Source organism: Vreelandella zhanjiangensis DSM 21076, from assembly GCF_000377665.1.
Classification (GTDB): Bacteria; Pseudomonadota; Gammaproteobacteria; order Pseudomonadales; family Halomonadaceae; genus Vreelandella; species Vreelandella zhanjiangensis.
This window is the reverse complement of record NZ_KB898651.1, coordinates 258,031-278,833: the sequence shown is the minus strand read 5'-3', so window position 1 is coordinate 278,833 and position 20,803 is coordinate 258,031. Positions and strand designations below refer to the sequence as shown.

15 protein-coding genes are annotated in these 20,803 nt (G+C 56.3%); 14 read left to right on the top strand and 1 reads right to left on the bottom strand.

Features of this window, described 5'->3' with window-relative positions:
- The first annotated feature begins 92 nt into the window (after positions 1-92).
- The 5 genes from lhgD (at position 93) to D467_RS0113530 (ending at position 5,520) form a co-directional block, all read left to right on the top strand.
- Positions 93-1,289 carry an L-2-hydroxyglutarate dehydrogenase gene (gene lhgD / locus D467_RS0113550; RefSeq protein ID WP_018918065.1) on the top strand — a complete coding sequence of 399 codons (1,197 nt, stop codon included), beginning with the start codon at positions 93-95 and terminating at the stop codon, positions 1,287-1,289.
- Positions 1,290-1,411: 122 nt separating this feature from the next.
- Positions 1,412-2,371 carry a TAXI family TRAP transporter solute-binding subunit gene (locus tag D467_RS0113545; protein ID WP_018918064.1) on the top strand — a complete coding sequence of 320 codons (960 nt, stop codon included), beginning with the start codon at positions 1,412-1,414 and terminating at the stop codon, positions 2,369-2,371.
- Between the two features lie 67 nt (positions 2,372-2,438).
- Positions 2,439-2,963 carry a DUF1850 domain-containing protein gene (locus D467_RS0113540; protein WP_040460485.1) on the top strand — a complete coding sequence of 175 codons (525 nt, stop codon included), beginning with the start codon at positions 2,439-2,441 and terminating at the stop codon, positions 2,961-2,963.
- A 153-nt stretch (positions 2,964-3,116) separates the two neighbouring features.
- Positions 3,117-5,135, top strand: a complete 2,019-nt coding sequence (locus D467_RS0113535; protein WP_018918062.1) for a TRAP transporter permease — start codon at positions 3,117-3,119, stop codon at positions 5,133-5,135.
- A gap of 88 nt (positions 5,136-5,223) precedes the next feature.
- Complete coding sequence (locus D467_RS0113530) at positions 5,224-5,520, top strand: YciI family protein (RefSeq protein ID WP_018918061.1); 297 nt, start codon at positions 5,224-5,226, stop codon at positions 5,518-5,520.
- Positions 5,521-5,606: 86 nt separating this feature from the next.
- Here D467_RS0113530 and D467_RS0113525 read toward each other — a convergent pair whose 3' ends face one another.
- A complete protein-coding gene (locus D467_RS0113525) occupies positions 5,607-8,135 on the bottom strand; it encodes a penicillin-binding protein 1A (protein ID WP_018918060.1) in 2,529 nt (842 codons plus the stop codon).
- Positions 8,136-8,327: 192 nt separating this feature from the next.
- On the opposite strand from D467_RS0113525, the gene pilM reads away from it, so the two are divergent.
- The 9 genes from pilM to D467_RS0113480 all read left to right on the top strand — a co-directional run bounded on the left by pilM (position 8,328) and on the right by D467_RS0113480 (position 20,792).
- Positions 8,328-9,311, top strand: coding sequence for a type IV pilus assembly protein PilM (pilM, locus tag D467_RS0113520; protein ID WP_018918059.1), 984 nt, complete (start codon positions 8,328-8,330; stop codon positions 9,309-9,311).
- On the top strand, positions 9,308-9,877 hold the full coding sequence (locus D467_RS0113515) for a PilN domain-containing protein (RefSeq protein ID WP_018918058.1): 570 nt from the start codon (positions 9,308-9,310) through the stop codon (positions 9,875-9,877). The genes pilM and D467_RS0113515 overlap by 4 nt, the downstream gene beginning before the upstream one ends.
- Positions 9,874-10,554, top strand: coding sequence for a type IV pilus inner membrane component PilO (locus D467_RS0113510; protein ID WP_018918057.1), 681 nt, complete (start codon positions 9,874-9,876; stop codon positions 10,552-10,554). Before D467_RS0113515 ends, D467_RS0113510 begins: the two co-directional genes overlap by 4 nt.
- Positions 10,551-11,069: a pilus assembly protein PilP gene (locus tag D467_RS0113505; protein ID WP_018918056.1), complete on the top strand. Its 519-nt coding sequence runs from the start codon at positions 10,551-10,553 to the stop codon at positions 11,067-11,069. Before D467_RS0113510 ends, D467_RS0113505 begins: the two co-directional genes overlap by 4 nt.
- Before the next feature lie 19 nt (positions 11,070-11,088).
- The gene (locus tag D467_RS0113500) at positions 11,089-12,774 is read left to right on the top strand and encodes a type IV pilus secretin PilQ (protein WP_018918055.1); all 1,686 of its coding nucleotides are present in this window, start codon (positions 11,089-11,091) and stop codon (positions 12,772-12,774) included.
- Positions 12,774-13,340, top strand: a complete 567-nt coding sequence (gene aroK, locus D467_RS0113495; RefSeq protein WP_018918054.1) for a shikimate kinase AroK — start codon at positions 12,774-12,776, stop codon at positions 13,338-13,340. Before D467_RS0113500 ends, aroK begins: the two co-directional genes overlap by 1 nt.
- Complete coding sequence (aroB, locus tag D467_RS0113490; protein WP_018918053.1) at positions 13,337-14,443, top strand: 3-dehydroquinate synthase; 1,107 nt, start codon at positions 13,337-13,339, stop codon at positions 14,441-14,443. The genes aroK and aroB overlap by 4 nt, the downstream gene beginning before the upstream one ends.
- Positions 14,444-14,897: 454 nt before the next feature.
- The gene (gene gltB, locus D467_RS0113485; RefSeq protein WP_018918052.1) at positions 14,898-19,340 is read left to right on the top strand and encodes a glutamate synthase large subunit; all 4,443 of its coding nucleotides are present in this window, start codon (positions 14,898-14,900) and stop codon (positions 19,338-19,340) included.
- 33 nt (positions 19,341-19,373) lie between these two features.
- Entirely contained in the window at positions 19,374-20,792 is a 1,419-nt protein-coding gene (locus D467_RS0113480; RefSeq protein ID WP_018918051.1) for a glutamate synthase small subunit GltD family protein, read from the top strand.
- Positions 20,793-20,803: the final 11 nt, after the last annotated feature.

Below are 20,803 nucleotides of genomic sequence, written 5' to 3'. Positions count from 1 at the left end.
CTCCCTGGTGATCTTGTAGCAAATAAGTGAAAGTAGAAGAATAACGGCTATTATCAATAAATTTTAACAATTTGGCACAGGAAGCGTTATTAATGTGGGATTTCATCATTATTGGCGGGGGAATTCTGGGCATGTCGACCGCCATGCAACTTCAGCAGACGTACCCCGACAAGCGCCTACTTGTGCTGGAAAAAGAGCGCGGCCCCGCGCAGCACCAGACCGGCCATAACAGCGGCGTCATTCATGCCGGGGTGTATTACACGCCGGGAAGCTTAAAGGCCAAGTTCTGCCTTGAAGGAAATCGCGCTACCCGCGAGTTCTGCGATCAGCACGGAGTGGATTACTCCATCTGTGGCAAGCTTTTGGTGGCTACCAACGCTCTGGAAACCCAGCGTATGCAGGCGCTTTGGGAGCGTACGGCGGCCAATGGGCTTGAGCGAGAGTGGCTAAGCGCTGAAGCGCTTAAAGAGCGCGAGCCGAACATCCGCGGGGAAGCGGGCATCTTTGTGCCTTCAAGCGGCATCGTCAACTATGCCCAGGTTACCCGTGCCATGGCGGCGGAGTTCGAGCGTTTGGGGGGCAAAATCCAGTATGGGGTTGAGGTGAAAGGGCTGGAAGAACGGCGTTCCGAGGTAGTGGTAACTACCACTGACGATACCTTCTCAAGCCGTTATCTGGTGACCTGTGCCGGGTTAATGGCCGACCGGGTGATTCGCATGCTGGGCCAGGATCCTGGCTTTACCATCTGCCCGTTCCGAGGCGAATACTACCTGTTGCCCGAGAAGCATAATCACATCGTCAACCATCTGATTTATCCCATTCCTGACCCGGCCATGCCTTTTCTGGGCGTACACCTGACCCGCATGATCGACGGCAGCGTAACGGTGGGCCCCAATGCAGTGCTGGCGCTCAAGCGCGAAGGTTACCGCAAGCAGGATATGTCGCTGCGCGATATGGGGCAGATGTTCACCCACCCGGGGATTTTAAAAGTGTTGGGCAGACACTTGAAACCAGGGCTTGGAGAAATGAAAAACTCGTTTTACAAGCGTGGTTACCTGGAGCTTGTACGCAAATACTGCCCGCAATTAACGATTGAGGATCTCAAACCTTATCCGGCGGGCGTTCGCGCGCAGGCGGTTTCTAAAGCGGGCAAACTAGTGGATGACTTTGTGTTCGTGAATACACGCCGAACGGTGAACGTCGGCAATGCGCCTTCACCGGCGGCCACCTCGGCGCTGCCCATCGGTGCGCATATTACTCAACAGGTCGTCGCACTATTGTCCCATTAACATCAACGCACAAGCCGTGCTAACGTCACTCTACCGCTTCTGATGGAACAGGGGCGGTGGGCTCCACACCTCCCTATCGTCAAACCATACCTATAAGTCCAAGCAGGACGGAGGCAATACGCATGAAAACATTAAAATATGCAGCTGCAGCATCCATGTTAGCCGTCGCGTTACCGGCCAGTGCCCAACAACTTTCAATTGCAACGGGCGGCACGGGTGGCGTTTATTACCCCATCGGTGGCGGCCTTGCGGAAATGATTAATAACCGTATTGAAGGCGCCCAGGCGACTGCGGAAGTTACCGGCGCCTCGGTTGAAAATATGGGTTTGATCATGCGTGGCGACGCCGACCTTGCCTTGGCCCTGGCCGACACCGTGTATCAGGCGTATACCGGCACCGGCGATTTTGAAGGCCGCCAGATTGAAAATACCCGTGCCTTGGCGTCGGTATATCCCAATGCGGTTCAACTGGTAACGCTTGCCGAATCGGATATTGAGTCGATTGCCGATCTCGCCGGTAAGCGTGTATCTGTTGGCGCACCGGGAAGCGGTACGGAGCTTAATGCCCGTGCGGTGCTTGAAGCCAACGGTATTAGCTACGAAGATTTTACCCCCCAGCGCCTTAACTTCAACGAAACGGCCGATGCGATTCGCGATGGCGATATCGATGCCGGTTTCTGGAGCGTTGGCCCACCGACTAGCTCGATTCTTAACCTGGCAGCCACGCGCGATATCCGCCTGATTGGTTTGTCGGATGAAGAAATCGCCAATGCTCAGGAAGAAGAAGCGGTTTTCGCACCTTACGAACTGGCCGCCGGTATGTACGACGGCATGGATGAAGCGGTTCAGACCATCGGTATCCCCAACGTATTGGTGGTCAATGCCGATATGGATGAGGAGCTTGCGTACCAGCTGACCCAACTGCTGTTTGAAAACACCGATGAGCTGATCGCAGTACACCCGGCAGCCAATGACACCACGGTGGAATTCACCATGCAGTCAACGCCGGTGCCGCTGCACCCGGGCGCTATTCGCTATTTTGAAGAAACCGGTGTTGAGATCCCGGACCGTCTTCGTCCTTAACTGATGGCCTATACAGCTGCTTTTACAAGCGGCTGTTTTGCTAATCGCTAATAAAGGGCATTTCGCCATGCAGCGGCAACAACGACGACTGATGGCGCTTTTGTTCATATGCATGCCGTTCGCCGAAGTCGGGGCTTCCCCTGCTTCGGCGTCTGCGTCTTGGCGGCTTTCGGTCACTACCGAGCAGGGCGAGACGTTGTTAGACGAGCAGGCGCCCGCCGGGGCGCGCTGGTGTATTGAATGGAAGCACTCGGTCAAGCATTTCACGGTGCTGGACTGCTATCGCAATGAGGCCGGTGTCATGCAACTGGAACGCAGCCACCAGCCTGACTTTGCAGCGGGGCTTGGGCACGTGTTTGGCCGGGGGGAGCAGACGTCTGACGGCCAGGGAGGCTATTGGATTAACGCGATCAACGAGCCTGTCGCCAATAATCGCTACCTTCTACGTGTCGGCTCACCGGCAGTCAACCATCAGGTGGTATGGCCTGATGGCGAGCATCCAAGCATTAGTCTGAGTGAGCGGGCGGCCGGGCAGCGAGTGATGATCCAGCTCATAGACGGTTCGTCATTGGCAGATGATTCACCACGTTGAATACGGAAAGCTTAATAAACCTGCTGTAAACAAATATATTGTTAAATAAACCCGCAGACAATAAAAACGCAGCACTATCACTAGGCCGCTAGAGCTTAAGTAACCAAAACACCGATCAGTAAAAACAAGCTAGACAACATTTTCCGAGGACTTATGAACGAATCCAATCCACCGCCGGTATTAATGCCAGGCGGTAATGCGATTCAACCGCGCGTGGTGCTGTGGCTTATCACCATCGTGGCGGTAGGACTTTCCCTGTTCCAACTCTACTCCGCCGGCATTCAGCCGTTGGGACTGTTTTACCAGCGTGGCATCCACTTAGCATTGATCATGCTGCTGGCGTTTCTGATGTTCCCAGCGTTTGGACCCAAGCGTAAACGCGGTGTACTCGGCTGGGGTATCGATCTTGTCTTTTTTGCCGGTGCGCTGATTACCGGCGGCTATCTGGTGTTATTCCTGGACGAGATTGTGAGCCGTGCCGGGTTCTGGAGTGATACCGATATTATGGTGGCCTGTATCGCCACGGTCACGGTGCTGGAAGCCAGCCGACGTGCGGTGGGGCTTGGCATGACGATTATCGGCGTGCTAGCCATCGTGTATGCGTTTGCCGGTCCGCGCGGTGAGCTGCCTTGGCTTGGCGAGTGGCTGCCCGGTATCTTGAATCACCGCGGCTATACGCTCGATCGGGTCGCCGGGCAGCTCTATCTGGGCCAAGAAGGTATCTTCGGCCTGCCGCTGGGCGTGGCGGCTACTTACATCTTTATCTTTGTGCTGTTTGGCGCCTTTCTGGAAAGCACCGGCGCGGGCAAGTTCTTTATCGATATGGCCTACGCCGCCACGGGGCGCCAGCGTGGCGGCCCGGCAAAAGCCGCTGTGCTTGCCTCGGCGGGTATGGGCTCTATCTCGGGCAGCGCGATTGCCAACGTAGTGACGACTGGCGCCTTTACCATTCCGCTGATGAAAAAACTGGGCTACCAGCCCAAGCAGGCGGGCGGTATTGAGGCAGCTGCTTCAACCGGTGGACAAATCATGCCGCCGTTGATGGGCGCGGGCGCCTTCTTGATTGCCGAATATACCAATACGCCGTACCTGGATATCGTCAAGATCAGCATTCTGCCAGCGATTATGTACTTCGCGACGGTTTACCTGTTTGTACACATTATTGCCCTTAAACAGGGTATGCAGGGCATGCCGAGAAGCGAGCTGCCGCAAATGCGTCAGGTGATGAAAGAGGGCTGGCATTTCCTCCTACCGCTGGCGGTATTGGTGTGGCTTCTGGTGATGAACCTTTCGCCCATGCGGGTAGGTTATTACGCGGTCATCACCATGGTAGCCGTGGCCGTCATACGCTATGCGCTATGGTACTTTTTCGTGGCCCCGGGGCAGGGCCAGCCGGTGACGCTTAGCCGGACCAAAAACGTTATCTGGGCCGGGTTAACCAAACTGGTGGAAGGGCTTGAGCTGGGCGCCCGTAATGCTGTGGCGGTTTCCATGGCCTGCGCCGTGGCGGGTATTATCGTCGGCGTTGTAGGTTTGACGGGCCTGGGACTCAAATTCTCCTCCATGATGCTGGCGTTCTCGGGCGGTAACCTGGTGCTGGCGCTGGTCATGGTGCTGTTGGCGAGCCTGATTCTGGGGATGGGGCTTCCGGTAACCGCCAGCTACATCGTGCTGATCGTGCTAGTTGGCCCCGCGCTTACCTCTGAGTTTGGCGTGCCGCTACTGATTGCTCACCTGGTGGTGTTCTGGTACTCCCAGGACTCTAACGTGACGCCGCCCATTGCCCTGGCAGGGTTTGCCGGGGCGGCCATCGCGGGCAGTAAACCCATGGAGACCGGTTTCCAGGCCTGGAAATTCGCCAAAGGGCTTTATCTGATTCCGCTGTTTATGGTCTTCAACCCTGAGATTATCGTGGGTGGGCCTGTGCTGGTGGTGGCCTGGAATGCAGTAATTGCCATTCTGGCGCTGTGTGCCTTTGCCGCGGCTCTGGAAGGGTATCTGTTTACCCGCATGTCGTGGCTGCCGCGCCTGGCGATCAGCGCGGCTATCTTTGGCGTGTTCTACCCGAGCCTGCTGACCGAGGTAATCGGCGTTGTGGTGATGATCGTGGCCATTGGCCTGAACTGGAGAGCCAGCAAGCGTGAAGCGCCAGCTGCGCCGGTAGCTTACTAATAAAATTAATGTTTAAAGCAGTGCTCATAGGTCGAGCAATGAAGTCGGCCTGTGAGTATTGCCTGATAGATACCCGTAGGAGCTGACTATGAAACAATATGCCGTGGTGGCTCATGACTATACCGATGAGGGCGCTTTAGATCGTCGTATAGCGTGCCGACAAAGCCATTTAGAGGGGCTGCGCAGACTTTATCAGCAAGGTAGTTTTATCAGTGGCGGGGTAATGTTGAACGATGATGGCAAGATGATTGGTTCAAATGCTCATTTTCAGTTTATTGATCGGAATGCCTTCGAAGCTTGGCTTGAGCAAGAACCGTATGTGACTCAAAAGGTTTGGGAGCATATTGATATTCGCGAAGTGAAGCTTTTCGACCCAACCGTCTGAGCCTGCCCTTTACTAAAAAAGCCCGGAGACCATTAGGTTTCCGGGCTTTTGCGTTTCTTTAGCTGTTACTAAGCGTTAGGCATCGCTTAGAAGATCGATTCCGCGGTGCCAGAGCCTTGTGAGCCACTGGCTTCTTCCAGCTCGCGGCTGATACCGCGTGACTGGTAGTCGGGCAAGTGATCCTGGTGGAAGAACTCGCTAATGCCTCCCGGCTGGTCTTCATGTAAACGACGACCTGAGTTGGGATCTACGCGGGCAGTCACAACGGTAGAGGGGCGCTCCAGAACGGCGCTCGGCGTGCCTTCCAGTGCTTTACCCATAAAGTCTGTCCAGATAGGTAGCGCTGCATTCGCCCCATATTCCGCAATGGTTTCGTTACTGTCTTTACCCACCCACACGGTGGTCACCAAATTGCTGTTAAAACCGGCAAACCAGGCATCACGCTGGCTATTGGTGGTACCCGTTTTACCCACGATATCGTCACGGTTGAGGCTTAATGCGCCGCGACCGGTGCCCGAGGTAATAACATCACGCAGCATATCGCGCAGAATATAGGTGGCCGCCGCATCGGCAACGCGCTTGGCAACCGGATATTCACGCCCATCGATCTCGACGGTTTCCTGGCCTTCTACACAGCTGGGGCAGGCAACCTGGGGAGTGGCTTCATCAATAAGCTCGTGATCGTCATTGCGGGTAACGCGTTCGATAAACCAGGGAGTGACCTGGAAGCCACCGTTGGCAAGCACGGAGTAGGCGTTGGTCATTTCCATAGGCGTCAGGCTTGCGCTACCCAGGGCCAGGGAAAGGCCGTGCGGTAGGCGATCCTGAGAGAAGCCAAAGCCTTTCAGGAATTCGATCGTATGATCTAGCCCCATGGTTTGTAAAACGCGAATGGTGACCAGATTGCGCGAGCGAGCCAGTGCCGGGCGTAAACGCATCGGTCCCTGGAAATCACGGCTGGAGTTGACCGGGCGCCATAGCGAGTTGCTGCCATCATCGAGCACGACCGGTGCATCGTTGACCACGCTTGCCGCGTTCATTTCACCATCTTGCAGCGCCGCTAGATAAATAAACGGCTTAAAGATGGAGCCTGACTGGCGCTGGGCCTGAATCGCACGGTTGAACTTGCTGGCATTGAAATCAAACCCGCCCTGCAAGGCCAGAATAGCGCCGGTACGCGGGTCTTGGGCAACGATCGAGCCTTCTGCATCCGGCCGCTGTGAAAGGCGTACCGTGCCATCTTGGGTTTCGAGAATACGCACCAGGTCACCGCGCACGGCAATCTGGTCCGCTGAGCTGGGTTCTGCGCCGCGGCTACGCGGGCTTTGATAGGCGCGTGCCCAGCTTAAGCCATCCCAGTTGATGGTGTGCAGCTCACCGCCGCGGGCCAATACCTGCATTTCACGGCCACTGCTATTGACCACTATGGCTGGCTTCAGCAGGCCATAGTTGGGGGTGCGCTCCAGTACCTGCAGCCAGTTACTGACGTCGCCTTCAACACCGGCGATTTCCGTTTGGCTGCGTTCAGCGGCCTGACGCGCGGTCTGACGAATCTCGGGGGACTCGGAAAGCTCCTCCTCAAGGCCCTGTGTCGCGGTGCGTTCCTGTGCTTCAACCAGGCTCGGAGCGATATCGCGCTGCTCGGCACCGCGCCAGCCGTGGCGTAAATCATACTCACGCAGGCCGTTGGCCAGGGCGTCGCGCGCAAACGGCTGTAGCCTGCTATCCAGCGTCGTATAAATGCGGTAACCGCCGGTGTAGGCAGTATCACCAAAGCGCTCAACCGCGTACTGGCGCGCCATTTCAGCCACGTAAGAAGCGTCTACTTCGGTTTGAGTAAAGTGGCGGCGAGCGGTGACGGGGTCCTGTACCGCTGACTGATAGGTGGTGTCATCGATATAACCCAGCTCGCGCATGCGGAACAGAATCCAGTTGCGGCGAATCAGCGAACGCTCGGAATTGGCAAGCGGGTTAAACGCGGAAGGTGCTTTGGGCAGACCCGCAATCATCGCGGTTTCAGCCAGGGTAAGCTCGGAAAGCGGTTTGTCGTAATAAGTGTCGGCTGCTGCTGCAATACCGTACGCTCGATTTCCTAAGAAAATTTTGTTAACGTAAAGTTCGAAGATTTCCTGCTTGCTGAGCAGCTTTTCCATCTGCAGGGCAAGCAGAATTTCACGGATTTTACGGGTAAACGTTTGATCCAGCGTCAACATATAGTTACGCGCGACCTGCATGGTGATGGTCGAGCCGCCTGACTGGATAGCGCCTCCGCTTCGGGCAAGCTCAACGGCTGCCCGGGCAAGCCCGCGGGGGTCGACCCCGGCGTGATCAAAATAGTTGGTGTCCTCGGCGGCTATAAGGGCGTTCACCATGTCCTGAGGAATTTCATCAAAATCCACAACTACCCGGCGCTCTTCACCAAATTCACCGATCAGTTTGCTGTCGTTGGTGTAAATGCGTAGTGGTGAATGCAGCTCAAAGTTTTGTAGCTGACGCACATCAGGCAGACCGGGAGAGAAATAGATAGCAGCGCCCACCACGGCGAGCGCGGAAGCCCCTATTAACGACACGATAAGAAAGAACAGCGACAGAATGAGGGTTCGCAAAAACGTCATGAACAGAGGGCACCCATGAAAAGGAGAATAGGATCGGCATCTAAACGGCCGTATCACGCAATTGGCTGCCATTATAGGAAGGCGAGGCAGCCGCCACCAGTGTTGATATACCGTAAATTCAACTGCGGGCTGTTTAACTAATGTTTGAACCGCCGGACCGCAGGCATATCACAAGGCAGGGCCAACCCGACAATGCGCTTATTGAAAGCCAGTAAAGAGTTGATCGGTATCGATATTACTTCAAGATCCGTCAAGCTGCTGGAACTTAAAAAGAGGCCTGATACCTACCAGGTAGAAAGCTTTGCGATTCACCCGCTGCCAGAAGGCGCGGTGGACGAACAGCGTATTAATAATATAAACGATGTCTCGAATAGCTTAAACCGCGCGATTCATCAGGCTAAGCCCACCACTCGTAAAGCGATCGTAGCAGTGCCCGCCAGCGCTGCCATCACCAAAATGCTCACGTTTCCTCGGGCTTTGAACGAGCAGGAAATCGAGGAGCGCATAGTGGTCGACTCAGACCAGCACATCCCTTTTCCGTTCAATGAAGTGGCTTTTGATTTCACCTGCCTGGGCGCGGTACCGCTTGCCCCGCATTTACAGCAGGTCCTGCTCGTAGCCTGCCGCCAGCAGGATATTTGGCAGGTGACCGAAGCGCTCGAGCGTGCGGGCCTTGAGCCGATGGCTGTTGATGTCGACACCTTTGCCATTGAGCGTGGATTTGCCGCCATGCGCGCCTCGTTACCCGTAGACATTACCGCTGGCGTCGGTCTTGTGGATATAGGCACGCATAAAAGCGCGCTACACGTTATTCACGAGGGCCGCATCGTATACTCGCGCACTCAAACTAACGCACACGATGACCTGCCTGATGACGTTCCAAAAGCGATACTCAGCTCTTTTGGGGATACGCTGGCCCGGCACATCGCTCGCGCCCTGCAGCTTTATTATGTAAGCGGCAGGCAGTCGAAAGTGACGCACCTGGTATTAACCGGACGCTTCGGCGCTATTCCGGGACTGGCCGTCTATCTGGCGAAGACTACCGGCATGACGGTGACGCTGGCCAATCCGCTTCAGCATATGCAGATCAACAAACGTCTGGATCGCCAGGCGCTAGCCCGGGATCTACCGGCGCTGCTTACCGCCAGTGGGCTTGCCATGCGGGCGGGGGCGTGACTATCGATATCAACCTGCTGGCGTGGCGAGAAGCGCGCCGCGAAAAACACACGCGCCTTTTTTACGCCGTTATGCTGTTGTTGCTCATCGTCGGTATTGCTCTGGGTGGTGTGGTCGCCCATGTCTATCAGCGAGCGCTTGCTATTCAGGAGCAGCGCAATGCGCATATTGCGGCCCATATAGAACGCTTTGACCATGAAATTGCCGAGGCGGAGCGTTACGTTAAGAAGGTAGAGCAGTTAAGCCAGCAGTTAACTCAGTTTCAGCGCCTGTTTGATGAACGCGTTCAAACGCCCCAGCTATTTAATGCGTTTGCTTCAAGCCTTACCGAAGGAGTGACTTATCGGCGCCTTGAACGGCAAGCGCATCAGATAAGCGTGTCGGCGGTGGCGGACAATGAGCGTCAGGTGTCGGAGCAGTTGCGCCGCCTTGCTGAGATGCCGGGCCTGGGTGTTCCTCTGCTATCTGAAGTAAGTAGCGTGCAGGATGGCGGAAGTGTTTTTCATTTTGAAGTGACGCAAACCGGCCAACGTTCAGCACCGGCTGATGGAGGTGGTTCGCCATGAAGTTTAGCCGTCAGCAGTGGCAGAGTGAATGGCAAAGTGAATGGCAGCGGCTGCGTGCGCTTGACTGGCAAACGCTTGATCTACGCGATGCGGGAATCTGGCCGTGGCTTGTAAAAGTGTTGTGTGGCGTACTGGTGTTGGTAACGGCGCTGGCAGTAAGCAGCGTGTGGTGGGTTAGTGACTACCGATCGGCATTGATAAGCGCGCAGCGCCAGGAAGTAAGGCTATTAAATAACTACCGAAGCAGCGTTCATGCTGCCGGGTTGCTTAATAACGTGCGTAACCAGCTGACGGACCTGACCGCGCAGATGGTGAGCATCCGCGGCATGTGGACCACCCGCGCCGAGATTCCGTCGCTGCTGGACAGCATTAGTAACGCCGCTGAACAGAATCAGCTGGCCATTGAGGCTATCCATTTACGGCCCACTGTCATCCATAACTTTTATAGCGAGCATCCACTCGATATCAGGGTGCTGGGCAGCTATCACCAGTTGGCGCAGTTTATAAATGATATCAGTTCATTGCCTCGTCTTGTCACACAGCACACTATCACCCTGGCGCCAGCTGAAGGCCCCAGTGGTGGATTAACCTTGAGTCTGGTCGCCAAGGCGTATAGCAGCGCGGCCAGCGAGAGTTCGCGTCAAGAAGAGCTGAATGACGGAGTAACAGCTCCATGAGGTGGCTGGCCAGCCTGCTCGCCGCGCTGTGTCTTACAGGGTGTCATGGGCCTGAGCTTGATCAGTTAGACGCAACGCTTGAGGCGCTGCGGTTGTCGCCCAATCCCCAATCTGTTGAAAGTCATGAACCGATTAGCGTGCCTTCAGTGCCGGGGTATCACTTCGCAGAGCGTCGTAGTCCCTTCCAGACATCGGCCCGCTTGCCTGAACAAGCGCTTGTTCAAAGCGATACGCAGGCGCCAGATCCGCAGCGCACATTAGAGCCTCTTGAACACTATCCGCTTTCTGCGCTGCGCCTGGTAGGCACGCTTACCACCATTCAAGGGCGCCGTACTGCTCTGATTGAAACCCCTGGAGAAACCGTCGTCAGTGCCCAGGTGGGGGCTTTTATAGGCGAAGAGTATGGGCGCATTACCCATATTGCCGAGCAAGATATTCGTATTACCGAACGTATCGCAACGCCGCAGGGATGGCAGGATCACCAGACCTCACTTGCTCTGAAGGCATCGCCTTAACCTCTTGCTGGAGTACGCCATGGCCATTGTTATCCGCCGCACGCTGCTAATACTGCTCGCTTTCATGCCTTGTCAGGTTCTGGCATCGGTGTTGACGGATATAGACGTGCATCAGGGAGAGCACGGCGCGCTGGAGATGGATCTGCATTTCAGCGGTGGAGTGGCTGAATTGCAGAGTTACCGTCTGGATAACCCGCCGCGTCTGACGCTGGACCTGATCGCTACGCAAAATGGGCTAGGGCGCCGTCATATCGAGGTAAATCAGCCGGGGATTGAGCACATTAATATAGCCGAGGGTAACGGCCGTACCCGGCTGGTGGTCGGTTTAACCCAGCCGATGATTCAGACTTCGCAGGTGATGAGGGGGCGGCTGAGAGTTTCTTTGGTGGAACCTGCGGCTACTCGTGCCTTCGTTGCTCAAGAAAATCCGCCTGTTAGTGAGGCTCAGCAAGAGCGTTTTACTGGCGAGCGGCTGAGTTTAAACGTTCAGGACATGGACATTCGCGCCGTACTGACAACGCTTGCTGAGTTCACCGGGCTTAATCTTATCGCCAGTGAGGGCGTGACAGGGCGTATCACGCTGAACCTGAATCAGGTTCCCTGGGATCAGGCGCTGGCGTCGATTTTACACAGCCGGGGGCTTTCAAGCCGTGAACATGGCAATGTGATACTGATCGCCCCAATGGGTGAGCTTGCCGAACTTGAAAGCGAAGAAATCGCGGCGCGTAGCCATCACGAAACGTTGTCACCGATCGTGAACGAGTTTATTGAAATAAAGTATGCCCGCGCTGAAGACCTGGCCCAATTGCTGCGCGGAGACGATGGCCTGGGGGTTTTGAGTGAACGTGGGCGGGTGAGTGTCGACCCCCGAACCAATGCGCTGATAGTGCGGGATACGGCCGAACAGGTGCGCAGCATTAGGCGCACGCTGGCGCGCTTTGATGTGCCGGTACGTCAGGTACAGATTGAGGCGCGCATTGTGATAGCCCGGGATACCGCCTCCCGCGAGCTGGGGGTTAACTGGGGAGTCTCCAGTACGCGTGGTTTTCAGGAGCTGCCCGACGGTACTCAAGGGCAGCGCAATATCAATCCGCGCGGCTTGAACCGGGCACGCGGCGGTTTGGCGGTCGATTTAGGTGCGCCGTCAGGGGCCGGTACCGGGTTTAGCTTTGGCTACTTATCCGGCGATATTCTGCTCGACCTGGAGCTTCGCGCGCTGGAAAGCGAAGGCAAAAGCCAGACTATTTCGCAGCCCCGGGTAATCACTGCGAACCAGCGTACGGCGATTATCCGCCAGGGTGAAGAGCGGGCGTTTCAGAGTGTGGATGTGCAGGGCAATCCGGATACCCAGTTTAAAGAGGCTGAACTGTCGCTTGAGGTCACGCCGCAAATTACCCCGGATAATCGTATTATCATGGATCTGGTGATAAAAAATGATAGTTTCAGGGAGTCGGGTTTTGGCGGCGAGCCGCCCATTGATACCAACCAGATTGAAACCCAGGTACTGGTAGATAATGGCCAAACGGTGGTGTTAGGTGGGATTCTAACCACTGAACAGCTGAGCCAAATGGCAAAAACTCCGCTTTTAGGAGATATTCCTTTGCTCGGACGGCTGTTTCGCTATACCGAAGAGAGCAATGAAAAGGTAGAGTTGTTAGTCTTTATTACTCCACGACTACTTGACGATGGCTTGGCGGTTCGCTGATGCAGGATTTACCCAACCTTTTTCTGATCGGCCCCATGGGGGCTGGTAAAAGCACGATAGGTCGCCTGTTGGCGGCAGAGCTATCGCGCACGTTCTATGATAGCGACCACGCCATACAAGATCGCTGCGGTGCCGATATCCCATGGATTTTTGATGTGGAGGGTGAGCCAGGCTTTCGGCTGCGTGAAATTCAGATGATCGATGAGCTGACCCGGCTTTCTGGCGTAGTGGTGGCAACCGGAGGCGGCGCCGTACTTCGCGAAGATAATCGGCGCGTACTGCGTGAACGGGGTACGGTGGTTTACCTGATGACCACGGTCGACCAGCAGCTTAAACGCACCGCGAAAGATCGCAATCGCCCGCTTCTCCAGTGCGCTAACCGGGAGCAGGTACTCAACGATATGTTTGCCGCCCGCGATCCTCTTTACCGTGCTACCTCGGATATTACCGTGCGCACTGATCGGCGCAGCCCGCGTGCCGTGGTCAATGAAATCCTACGCCGGGTGCACCGTTTGACCGACCCGCTGGAGCACGCCGTCACGCTTAACTCAAAGGTATCCCAATGACTCAGCCCGCCACTGCCCAACGTACGTTAAATGTTGCGTTGGGTGATCGCAGCTATCCGATCCATATTGGTTCTGGATTATTAGATGACCCCCAGGCGCTAACGCCTTATCTGGCGGGCAAGCAGGTAATGGTGGTCACCAATGAAACGGTTGCACCGCTTTACCTGGAAGCACTCTGTGCACATCTACCCAGCGATGTGGACGTGCGCACGGTCATCCTGCCTGACGGCGAACAGTACAAGACCATTGAACAGGTTAGTCGCATTTGGGATGCGCTTCTTGAAGCCGGCTTTAATCGTCGCTGTACGCTGGTCGCGTTGGGTGGCGGGGTGATTGGCGATATGGTGGGCTATGCTGCGGCGTCTTATCAGCGCGGCGTTGCCTTTATCCAGGTGCCTACCACGCTGCTTTCCCAGGTGGACTCTTCAGTAGGCGGAAAAACCGGCGTTAATCATCCGCTCGGCAAGAACATGATTGGCGCTTTCTGGCAGCCTAAAGCAGTGCTGATTGATATCGCAACGCTTGCGAGCCTGCCCGCGCGTGAGCTATCTGCCGGGCTTGCCGAAGTCATCAAGTATGGGCTGATTCGTGATGAGGCGTTTCTCAGCTGGCTTGAAGACAATATGGCCGCGCTACGCCACATCAGCCCAGAGGCGATCATCGAAGCCATTGCGCGCAGTTGTCAGATAAAAGCCGACATCGTGGCGGATGACGAAACCGAGCAGGGCGTTCGGGCGCATCTTAACCTTGGGCATACGTTTGGCCATGCGATTGAGGCCCATCAAGGCTACGGCAACTGGTTGCACGGCGAGGCAGTTGGGGCAGGCATGGCGTTGGCCGCTACGCTCTCCCAGCAGCTGGGCTTTATCAGTCGCGCTGATTTAACGCGTGCCCAGTTAGTGATTGAGAGTGCCGGGCTGCCGTTGGCGGCGCCTGCCGATATGCAAAGTGATGACTTTTTAACCCGCATGCGGCTGGATAAGAAAAACGTGGACGCCAAGCTGCGGCTGGTGCTGTTACATGCTATCGGCAATGCGTGTATTGATGACACGACCTCGGAAGAGGTCTTGCGCACCTTACTGGATAGCTACCCGCGCCTGTAACTCGACTGTAAAAGCGTTATGTGTTCAATAAGCCCACCTTCATGGTGGGCTTTTTTATGGCCCAACATTACTGCAATGCACACTGCATAATGTAATTCGCATGGCTTATGCGCTATCGGCATGGATTTTTGAGTGTTATTTAGACTAAAGTTTAATATCTATGATTTTTCGTTGAAATAGCGTTATATGGCTTTGCAAGTGCTTGAAGTGTATATCTTTTTTACTATAGAGGGGTTTGCAACTGTAGGATTTGAAAAGACTTTTTGCTGAATTTGGTTTCGTGGTGATTGCGCTGGCGGGGGGCGAATCGCTATGCTGAGCGACCATTTTCTTGCAGCAGCGGATCGGGCAGGCGCCCTGTTCTAGGCGGTTAAAAATCTTAATAAAAAAAGAAAAACCCACTATTAAACCATAAGAACGCTGCTAATAAAATACCTTGACTAGAGGCACGCCCATGAATAAAGGTCTCCACCAGCCTGGCGAGTTTCGCGATAACTGCGGCTTTGGCCTTATTGCGCATATGGAAGGGCAGGCCAGTCACGATTTACTGAAAACGGCCATTGAATCGCTGACCTGCATGACGCATAGGGGCGGGATCGCCGCCGACGGTAAAACCGGCGACGGTTGTGGGCTATTGCTCAAGATGCCGACCCAGTTTATGCGTGAAGCTGCCCAGGAAGCTCTGGGCGTGGCACTTAACGAGCAGTTCGCGGTGGGCGTTGTATTTCTGCCCAACGACGACGCCCGGGCAACGGAAGCGCGTAACACCGTCGAGCGCGAACTGAGTGCACGTGGCCTTCATGTGGCCGGCTGGCGTGTGGTGCCTACCGACTCAAGCGTATGCGGCCCGATGGCGCTGGACTGCCTGCCGCGTATCGAGCAGGTTTTTGTCGAGCCAGGTAAGAGCGAGCAGTTTACCGTGGACCTCTTTATGGCCCGCCGTTACGCCGAGCAGGCGCTGCGCGGCGATGAAGACTTCTATGTGGCGTCGCTCTCGGCAGAAGTGGTGTCGTATAAAGGCCTGGTGATGCCGGAAGATCTGCCGGCATTCTACAAGGACTTGAACGACCCGCGTCTGGAAACCGCTATCTGCGTATTTCACCAGCGCTTCTCGACCAATACTGCACCGCGCTGGCCGCTGGCGCAGCCATTCCGCTTATTGGCTCATAATGGTGAAATCAACACCATTGAGGCTAACCGCGGCTGGGCTAACTCGCGCAAGGCCAACTTCGTGAGCGAGTATCTGCCCGATATCGATAAGCTCGATGAAGTCGTCAACACCACCGGTTCTGACTCCTCCAGTATGGATAACATGCTGGAAGTGCTGCTGACCGGCGGTATGGAGCTGCATCGTGCTGTGCGCATGATGGTGCCGCCTGCCTGGCAAAACGTTGAAACCATGGACGCGGAGCTGCGCGCCTTCTACGAATACAACTCCATGCATATGGAGCCGTGGGATGGCCCGGCGGGCGTGGTAATGACCGATGGCCGCCAGGCGGTGTGCATGCTGGACCGCAACGGCCTGCGCCCGGCGCGCTGGGTAATCACCAAAAACGGCTATATCACCCTGGCGTCGGAAGTCGGCACCTATGGCTACAAGCCTGAAGACGTCGTCGCTAAAGGGCGCGTGGGTCCGGGGCAAATGCTCGCTGTCGATACCCAGACCGGCGAAGTGCTGCATACCCAGGATATCGATGACCGCCTGAAATCGGCCTACCCCTACAAGCGTTGGCTCAAGCAGGAAGCCAACTACCTTGAGTCGGCACTCACCGAGCTTGCCAGTTTCCAGTCCATGGAAACCGATGCGCTGAATGTGCAGCAGAAAATGTTCCAGGTCAGCTTTGAAGAGCGCGACCAGGTGCTTCGCCCGCTGGCGGAAAGCGGTCAGGAAGCCGTAGGGTCGATGGGTGACGATACGCCCATGGCGGTACTTTCAAGCCGCCCGCGCCTTTTGACCGACTTCTTCCGTCAGAAGTTTGCTCAGGTAACCAACCCGCCAATTGACCCGCTGCGCGAAGCGATCGTGATGTCGCTGGAAACCTGCTGTGGCGCGGAGCTTAACGTGTTCAAGGCAACGCCCGAGCACGCCCACCGGCTGATTCTTACTACGCCGGTGCTTTCACCGCGTAAATTTACCGCGCTGATCGACCAGGACGACCCGGCGTTTGCAAGCTATACGCTGTCCATGGGTTACGATCCCGAACAGCAAAGCTTGCAGCAGGCGGTCAATGCGCTTTGCCAGGAAGCCGAAGCCCAGGTAAAAGCGGGCAAAGTATTGCTGGTGCTTACCGATGCGGACCTGCCCAAGGGGCTGATTCCCATTCAGGCACCGCTGGCGGTTGGCGCGGTGCACACGCATCTTGGTCGTCTGGCGCTGCGTCCCAATGCCAATATCATCGTTGAAACCGGCTACGCCCGTGACGCCCACCAGATGGCCGTGCTGTTTGGTATTGGTGCCACCGCCGTGTACCCATGGCTTGCCTATCAGGTCATGGCCGATATGCACCGCACCGGCGAGCTTTCCGGCAATCCGGCCGATGGCCGGGAAAATTATCGCAAAGGCCTGCAGAAAGGCTTGTTCAAGATACTCTCCAAAATGGGGATCTCGACGCTGGCTTCGTACCGCGGCTCCATGCTGTTTGAAGCAGTCGGGCTTTCAGATGAAGTGATGAACACCTGCTTTGCGGGCATGGCATCGCGAATTCAGGGTGCAGGCTTCGCTGAGCTACAGATGCAGCAAGAGCTGTTGGCCAAGGACGCCTGGATTACCCGTAAAGGTATCTCCCAGGGCGGTATGTTCAAGTATGTGCATGGCCATGAATACCATGCCTACAACCCTGATGTAGTAAAGTCGTTGCAGGCCGCCGTTCAGGAAGGCAGCTACGCCAAGTGGAAAAAATTCGCGCAGCTGGTGAATGAGCGTCCTGTCGCGACCATTCGCGACCTGCTCACGCTCAAAGCCGCTGAAACGCCGATTCCGCTGGATGACGTTGAGCCGGTTGATGCGCTGCTGCCACGTTTTGATAGCGCGGGCATGTCCCTGGGCGCACTCTCACCGGAAGCCCATGAAGCGCTGGCCCAGGCCATGAACGAAGCCGGCGGGCGCTCCAACTCCGGCGAAGGCGGCGAAGACCCCGCACGTTACGGCACCATTCGCAGCTCCAAGATCAAGCAGATTGCCTCGGGCCGCTTTGGGGTAACACCAGCTTATCTGGTCAATGCCGAAGTGCTGCAGATCAAGGTCGCCCAAGGCGCCAAGCCGGGCGAGGGCGGCCAGTTGCCAGGTGGCAAGGTCAACGCGCTTATCGCTCGCCTGCGCCACGCGGTGCCCGGCGTCACGCTGATCTCACCGCCGCCGCACCACGATATCTATTCGATCGAGGATCTGGCGCAGCTGATTTTTGACCTCAAGCAGGTTAACCCGGAAGCCCAGGTATCGGTGAAGCTGGTATCCGAGCCGGGTATCGGCACTATCGCCACCGGTGTGGCCAAGGCCTACGCCGACCTGATTACCGTGTCCGGTTATGATGGCGGTACTGCGGCAAGCCCGCTCACCTCGATCAAGCATGCCGGTTCCCCCTGGGAGCTGGGCCTGCCTGAGGTGCATCAGGCGCTGCGTATCAACGGCCTACGCGACAAAATTCGCCTGCAGACCGATGGTGGCCTTAAGACCGGCTTGGACGTGGTCAAGGCAGCCATCCTGGGGGCGGAAAGCTTTGGTTTTGGTACCGCGCCGATGGTCGCGCTGGGCTGCAAGTTCCTGCGTATCTGCCACCTGAACAACTGCGCTACCGGGGTGGCCACCCAGGACGATTTCCTGCGCGGCGAACACTTCCGTGGCACGGTGGATATGGTCAAAAACTACTTCCGCTTTATCGCCGAAGAAGTGCGTGAGCTGATGGCCATGCTCGGCGTACGCCAACTGACCGACCTGATCGGGCGTACCGACCTTCTGGAAGTGCTTGAAGGCAATACCGCAAGCCAGCGCAAACTCGACCTGATGCCTTTGCTTGCCAACGATTTTGTACCGGCGGATGCGCCGCAGTTCTGCAAGGTGAGCCGCAACGTGCCCCACGACCCGGGTGCTAAAAACCAGGAAGTGTTGGCAGCGCTTAAAGAGGCTATCGAGAGCCAGTCGGGCGGTGAGTTCAGCTTTAACATCACTAACTGTGATCGCAGCGTAGGCGCACTTACCTCCGGCGCTATCGCCAAGCGTTATGGGGAAGAGGGCCTGGAAAACGCGCCCGTTACCGCACGCTTTACCGGTGTGGCAGGGCAGAGCTTCGGCGTCTGGAATGCCCGCGGCCTGAATCTGTACCTGGAAGGCGATGCCAACGACTACGTGGGCAAGGGCATGAACGGCGGCAAGATCGTGATCGTGCCACCCAAGGTCAGCCAGTTCGAAAGCCATAAAACCGCGATTATCGGTAACACCTGCCTGTATGGCGCAACCGGCGGCACGTTGATGGCCGCGGGCACCGCAGGCGAGCGTTTTGCGGTGCGTAACTCAGGCGCCACGGCGGTGATTGAAGGCGCTGGCGACCACTGCTGCGAGTACATGACCGGCGGTCTGGTGTGTGTGCTGGGTGAAACGGGCGTTAACTTTGGTGCAGGCATGACCGGTGGGTTTGCCTACGTGCTGGATGAAGACCGTACCTTCGTGGACAAGTACAACCACGAGCTGGTCGAAATTCATCGCATTAGTACGGAAGCCATGGAAGCGTATCGCCGCCATCTTCGCGAGCTGATTACCACCTATGTCGAAGAGACGGGTTCCAGCCGTGGGGCCGCGATTTTGGAAGACTTTAGCGACTACCTGCGTCACTTCTGGCTGGTGAAGCCAAAAGCGGCAAGTCTGGGCAGTCTGCTGGATCAATCTCGGCGTCAGCCGCAATAAACCGCCTGTGTCTACGCTTCGAGGAGAGAAATCATGGCTAACCGTTTAAATAACGATTTCCAGTTTGTTGATGTGGGTCGCCAAGACCCACAGAAAAAAGCCGCCCATACGCGTGCCAAAGAATTCGCTGAGATTTATGAACCGTTCAAACCCACTGATGCGGCAAGCCAGGCGCATCGCTGCCTGCATTGCGGCAACCCGTATTGCGAGTGGAAATGCCCGGTTCACAACTACATTCCCAACTGGCTGCAGCTAGTCGTGGAAGGCAACATCATTGAAGCCGCTGAGCTTTCGCATAAAACCAACTCGCTGCCCGAGGTGTGTGGCCGCGTATGTCCGCAAGACCGGCTGTGTGAAGGTGATTGCACGCTCAACGACGGCTTTGGTGCAGTAACCATCGGCTCTGTCGAGAAGTACATTACCGATACTGCGTTTGCCATGGGCTGGCGCCCGGACATGTCCAAGGTCGTGTGGACGGATAAAAAAGTCGCGATTGTCGGCGCCGGGCCTGCCGGGCTTGGCTGTGCCGATATTCTGGCCCGCAACGGCGTCAAGCCCGTGGTATTTGATAAGTACCCGGAAATCGGCGGCCTGTTAACCTTCGGTATTCCTGAGTTCAAGCTTGAAAAGAACGTTATGGAGCGCCGTCGGGCGGTATTCGAGGAAATGGGTATCGAGTTTCGTCTGAATACTGAAATCGGCACGGATATCGAGTTCGATACGCTGCTCCAGGAGTACGACGCGGTTTTCCTGGGCATGGGCACGTATAAATACATGGAAGGCGGTTTCCCCGGTGAAGACCTGCCTGGTGTGTACAAAGCGCTCGATTTCCTGATCGCTAACGTCAACCGCTGCCTGGGATTCGAGAAAGATCCCAACGATTACATCTCGATGGAAGGCAAGCGCGTTGTCGTTCTCGGCGGTGGCGATACCGCCATGGACTGTAACCGCACCTCGATCCGTCAGGGTGCTGCGAGCGTTACCTGTGCTTATCGCCGTGACGAAGAGAACATGCCCGGCTCTCGCCGTGAAGTGACCAACGCGCGCGAAGAGGGTGTTGAGTTCCTGTTCAACCGCCAGCCGGTGGCGGTAGTGGGTGAAGAGAAGGTCGAAGGCGTGAAGGTTGTGCGCACTCGACTCGGCGAACCTGACGAAAACGGCCGCCGTCGCCCTGAGGTGGTACCGGGATCCGAAGAAATTATTGCCGCCGATGCGGTGGTTGTAGCGTTTGGTTTCCAGGCAAGCCCTGCGCCTTGGTTTGAAGGCTCGCGCATTGATCTGAATGAGCGCGACCTGGTAAAAGCCCCAGAGCACGGCCAGTACGCCTTTCAGACCAGCAATGAAAAGATCTTTGCCGGCGGCGATATGGTGCGCGGCTCTGATCTGGTGGTTACGGCGATTTATGAAGGCCGCCAGGCCGCAGAAGGCATTCTGGATTACCTGGGCGTATAGCGCGCGCTTGA

What these genes read in the sequence shown, in the direction of transcription:
- lhgD (WP_018918065.1), top strand. Translation starts at nt 93, where the DNA reads ATGTGGGATTTCATCATTATTGGCGGGGGAATTCTGGGCATGTCGACC.
- D467_RS0113545 (WP_018918064.1), top strand. Translation starts at nt 1,412, where the DNA reads ATGAAAACATTAAAATATGCAGCTGCAGCATCCATGTTAGCCGTCGCG.
- D467_RS0113540 (WP_040460485.1), top strand. Translation starts at nt 2,439, where the DNA reads ATGCAGCGGCAACAACGACGACTGATGGCGCTTTTGTTCATATGCATG.
- D467_RS0113535 (WP_018918062.1), top strand. Translation starts at nt 3,117, where the DNA reads ATGAACGAATCCAATCCACCGCCGGTATTAATGCCAGGCGGTAATGCG.
- D467_RS0113530 (WP_018918061.1), top strand. Translation starts at nt 5,224, where the DNA reads ATGAAACAATATGCCGTGGTGGCTCATGACTATACCGATGAGGGCGCT.
- D467_RS0113525 (WP_018918060.1), bottom strand. Translation starts at nt 8,135, where the DNA reads ATGACGTTTTTGCGAACCCTCATTCTGTCGCTGTTCTTTCTTATCGTG.
- pilM (WP_018918059.1), top strand. Translation starts at nt 8,328, where the DNA reads ATGCGCTTATTGAAAGCCAGTAAAGAGTTGATCGGTATCGATATTACT.
- D467_RS0113510 (WP_018918057.1), top strand. Translation starts at nt 9,874, where the DNA reads ATGAAGTTTAGCCGTCAGCAGTGGCAGAGTGAATGGCAAAGTGAATGG.
- D467_RS0113505 (WP_018918056.1), top strand. Translation starts at nt 10,551, where the DNA reads ATGAGGTGGCTGGCCAGCCTGCTCGCCGCGCTGTGTCTTACAGGGTGT.
- D467_RS0113500 (WP_018918055.1), top strand. Translation starts at nt 11,089, where the DNA reads ATGGCCATTGTTATCCGCCGCACGCTGCTAATACTGCTCGCTTTCATG.
- aroK (WP_018918054.1), top strand. Translation starts at nt 12,774, where the DNA reads ATGCAGGATTTACCCAACCTTTTTCTGATCGGCCCCATGGGGGCTGGT.
- aroB (WP_018918053.1), top strand. Translation starts at nt 13,337, where the DNA reads ATGACTCAGCCCGCCACTGCCCAACGTACGTTAAATGTTGCGTTGGGT.
- gltB (WP_018918052.1), top strand. Translation starts at nt 14,898, where the DNA reads ATGAATAAAGGTCTCCACCAGCCTGGCGAGTTTCGCGATAACTGCGGC.
- D467_RS0113480 (WP_018918051.1), top strand. Translation starts at nt 19,374, where the DNA reads ATGGCTAACCGTTTAAATAACGATTTCCAGTTTGTTGATGTGGGTCGC.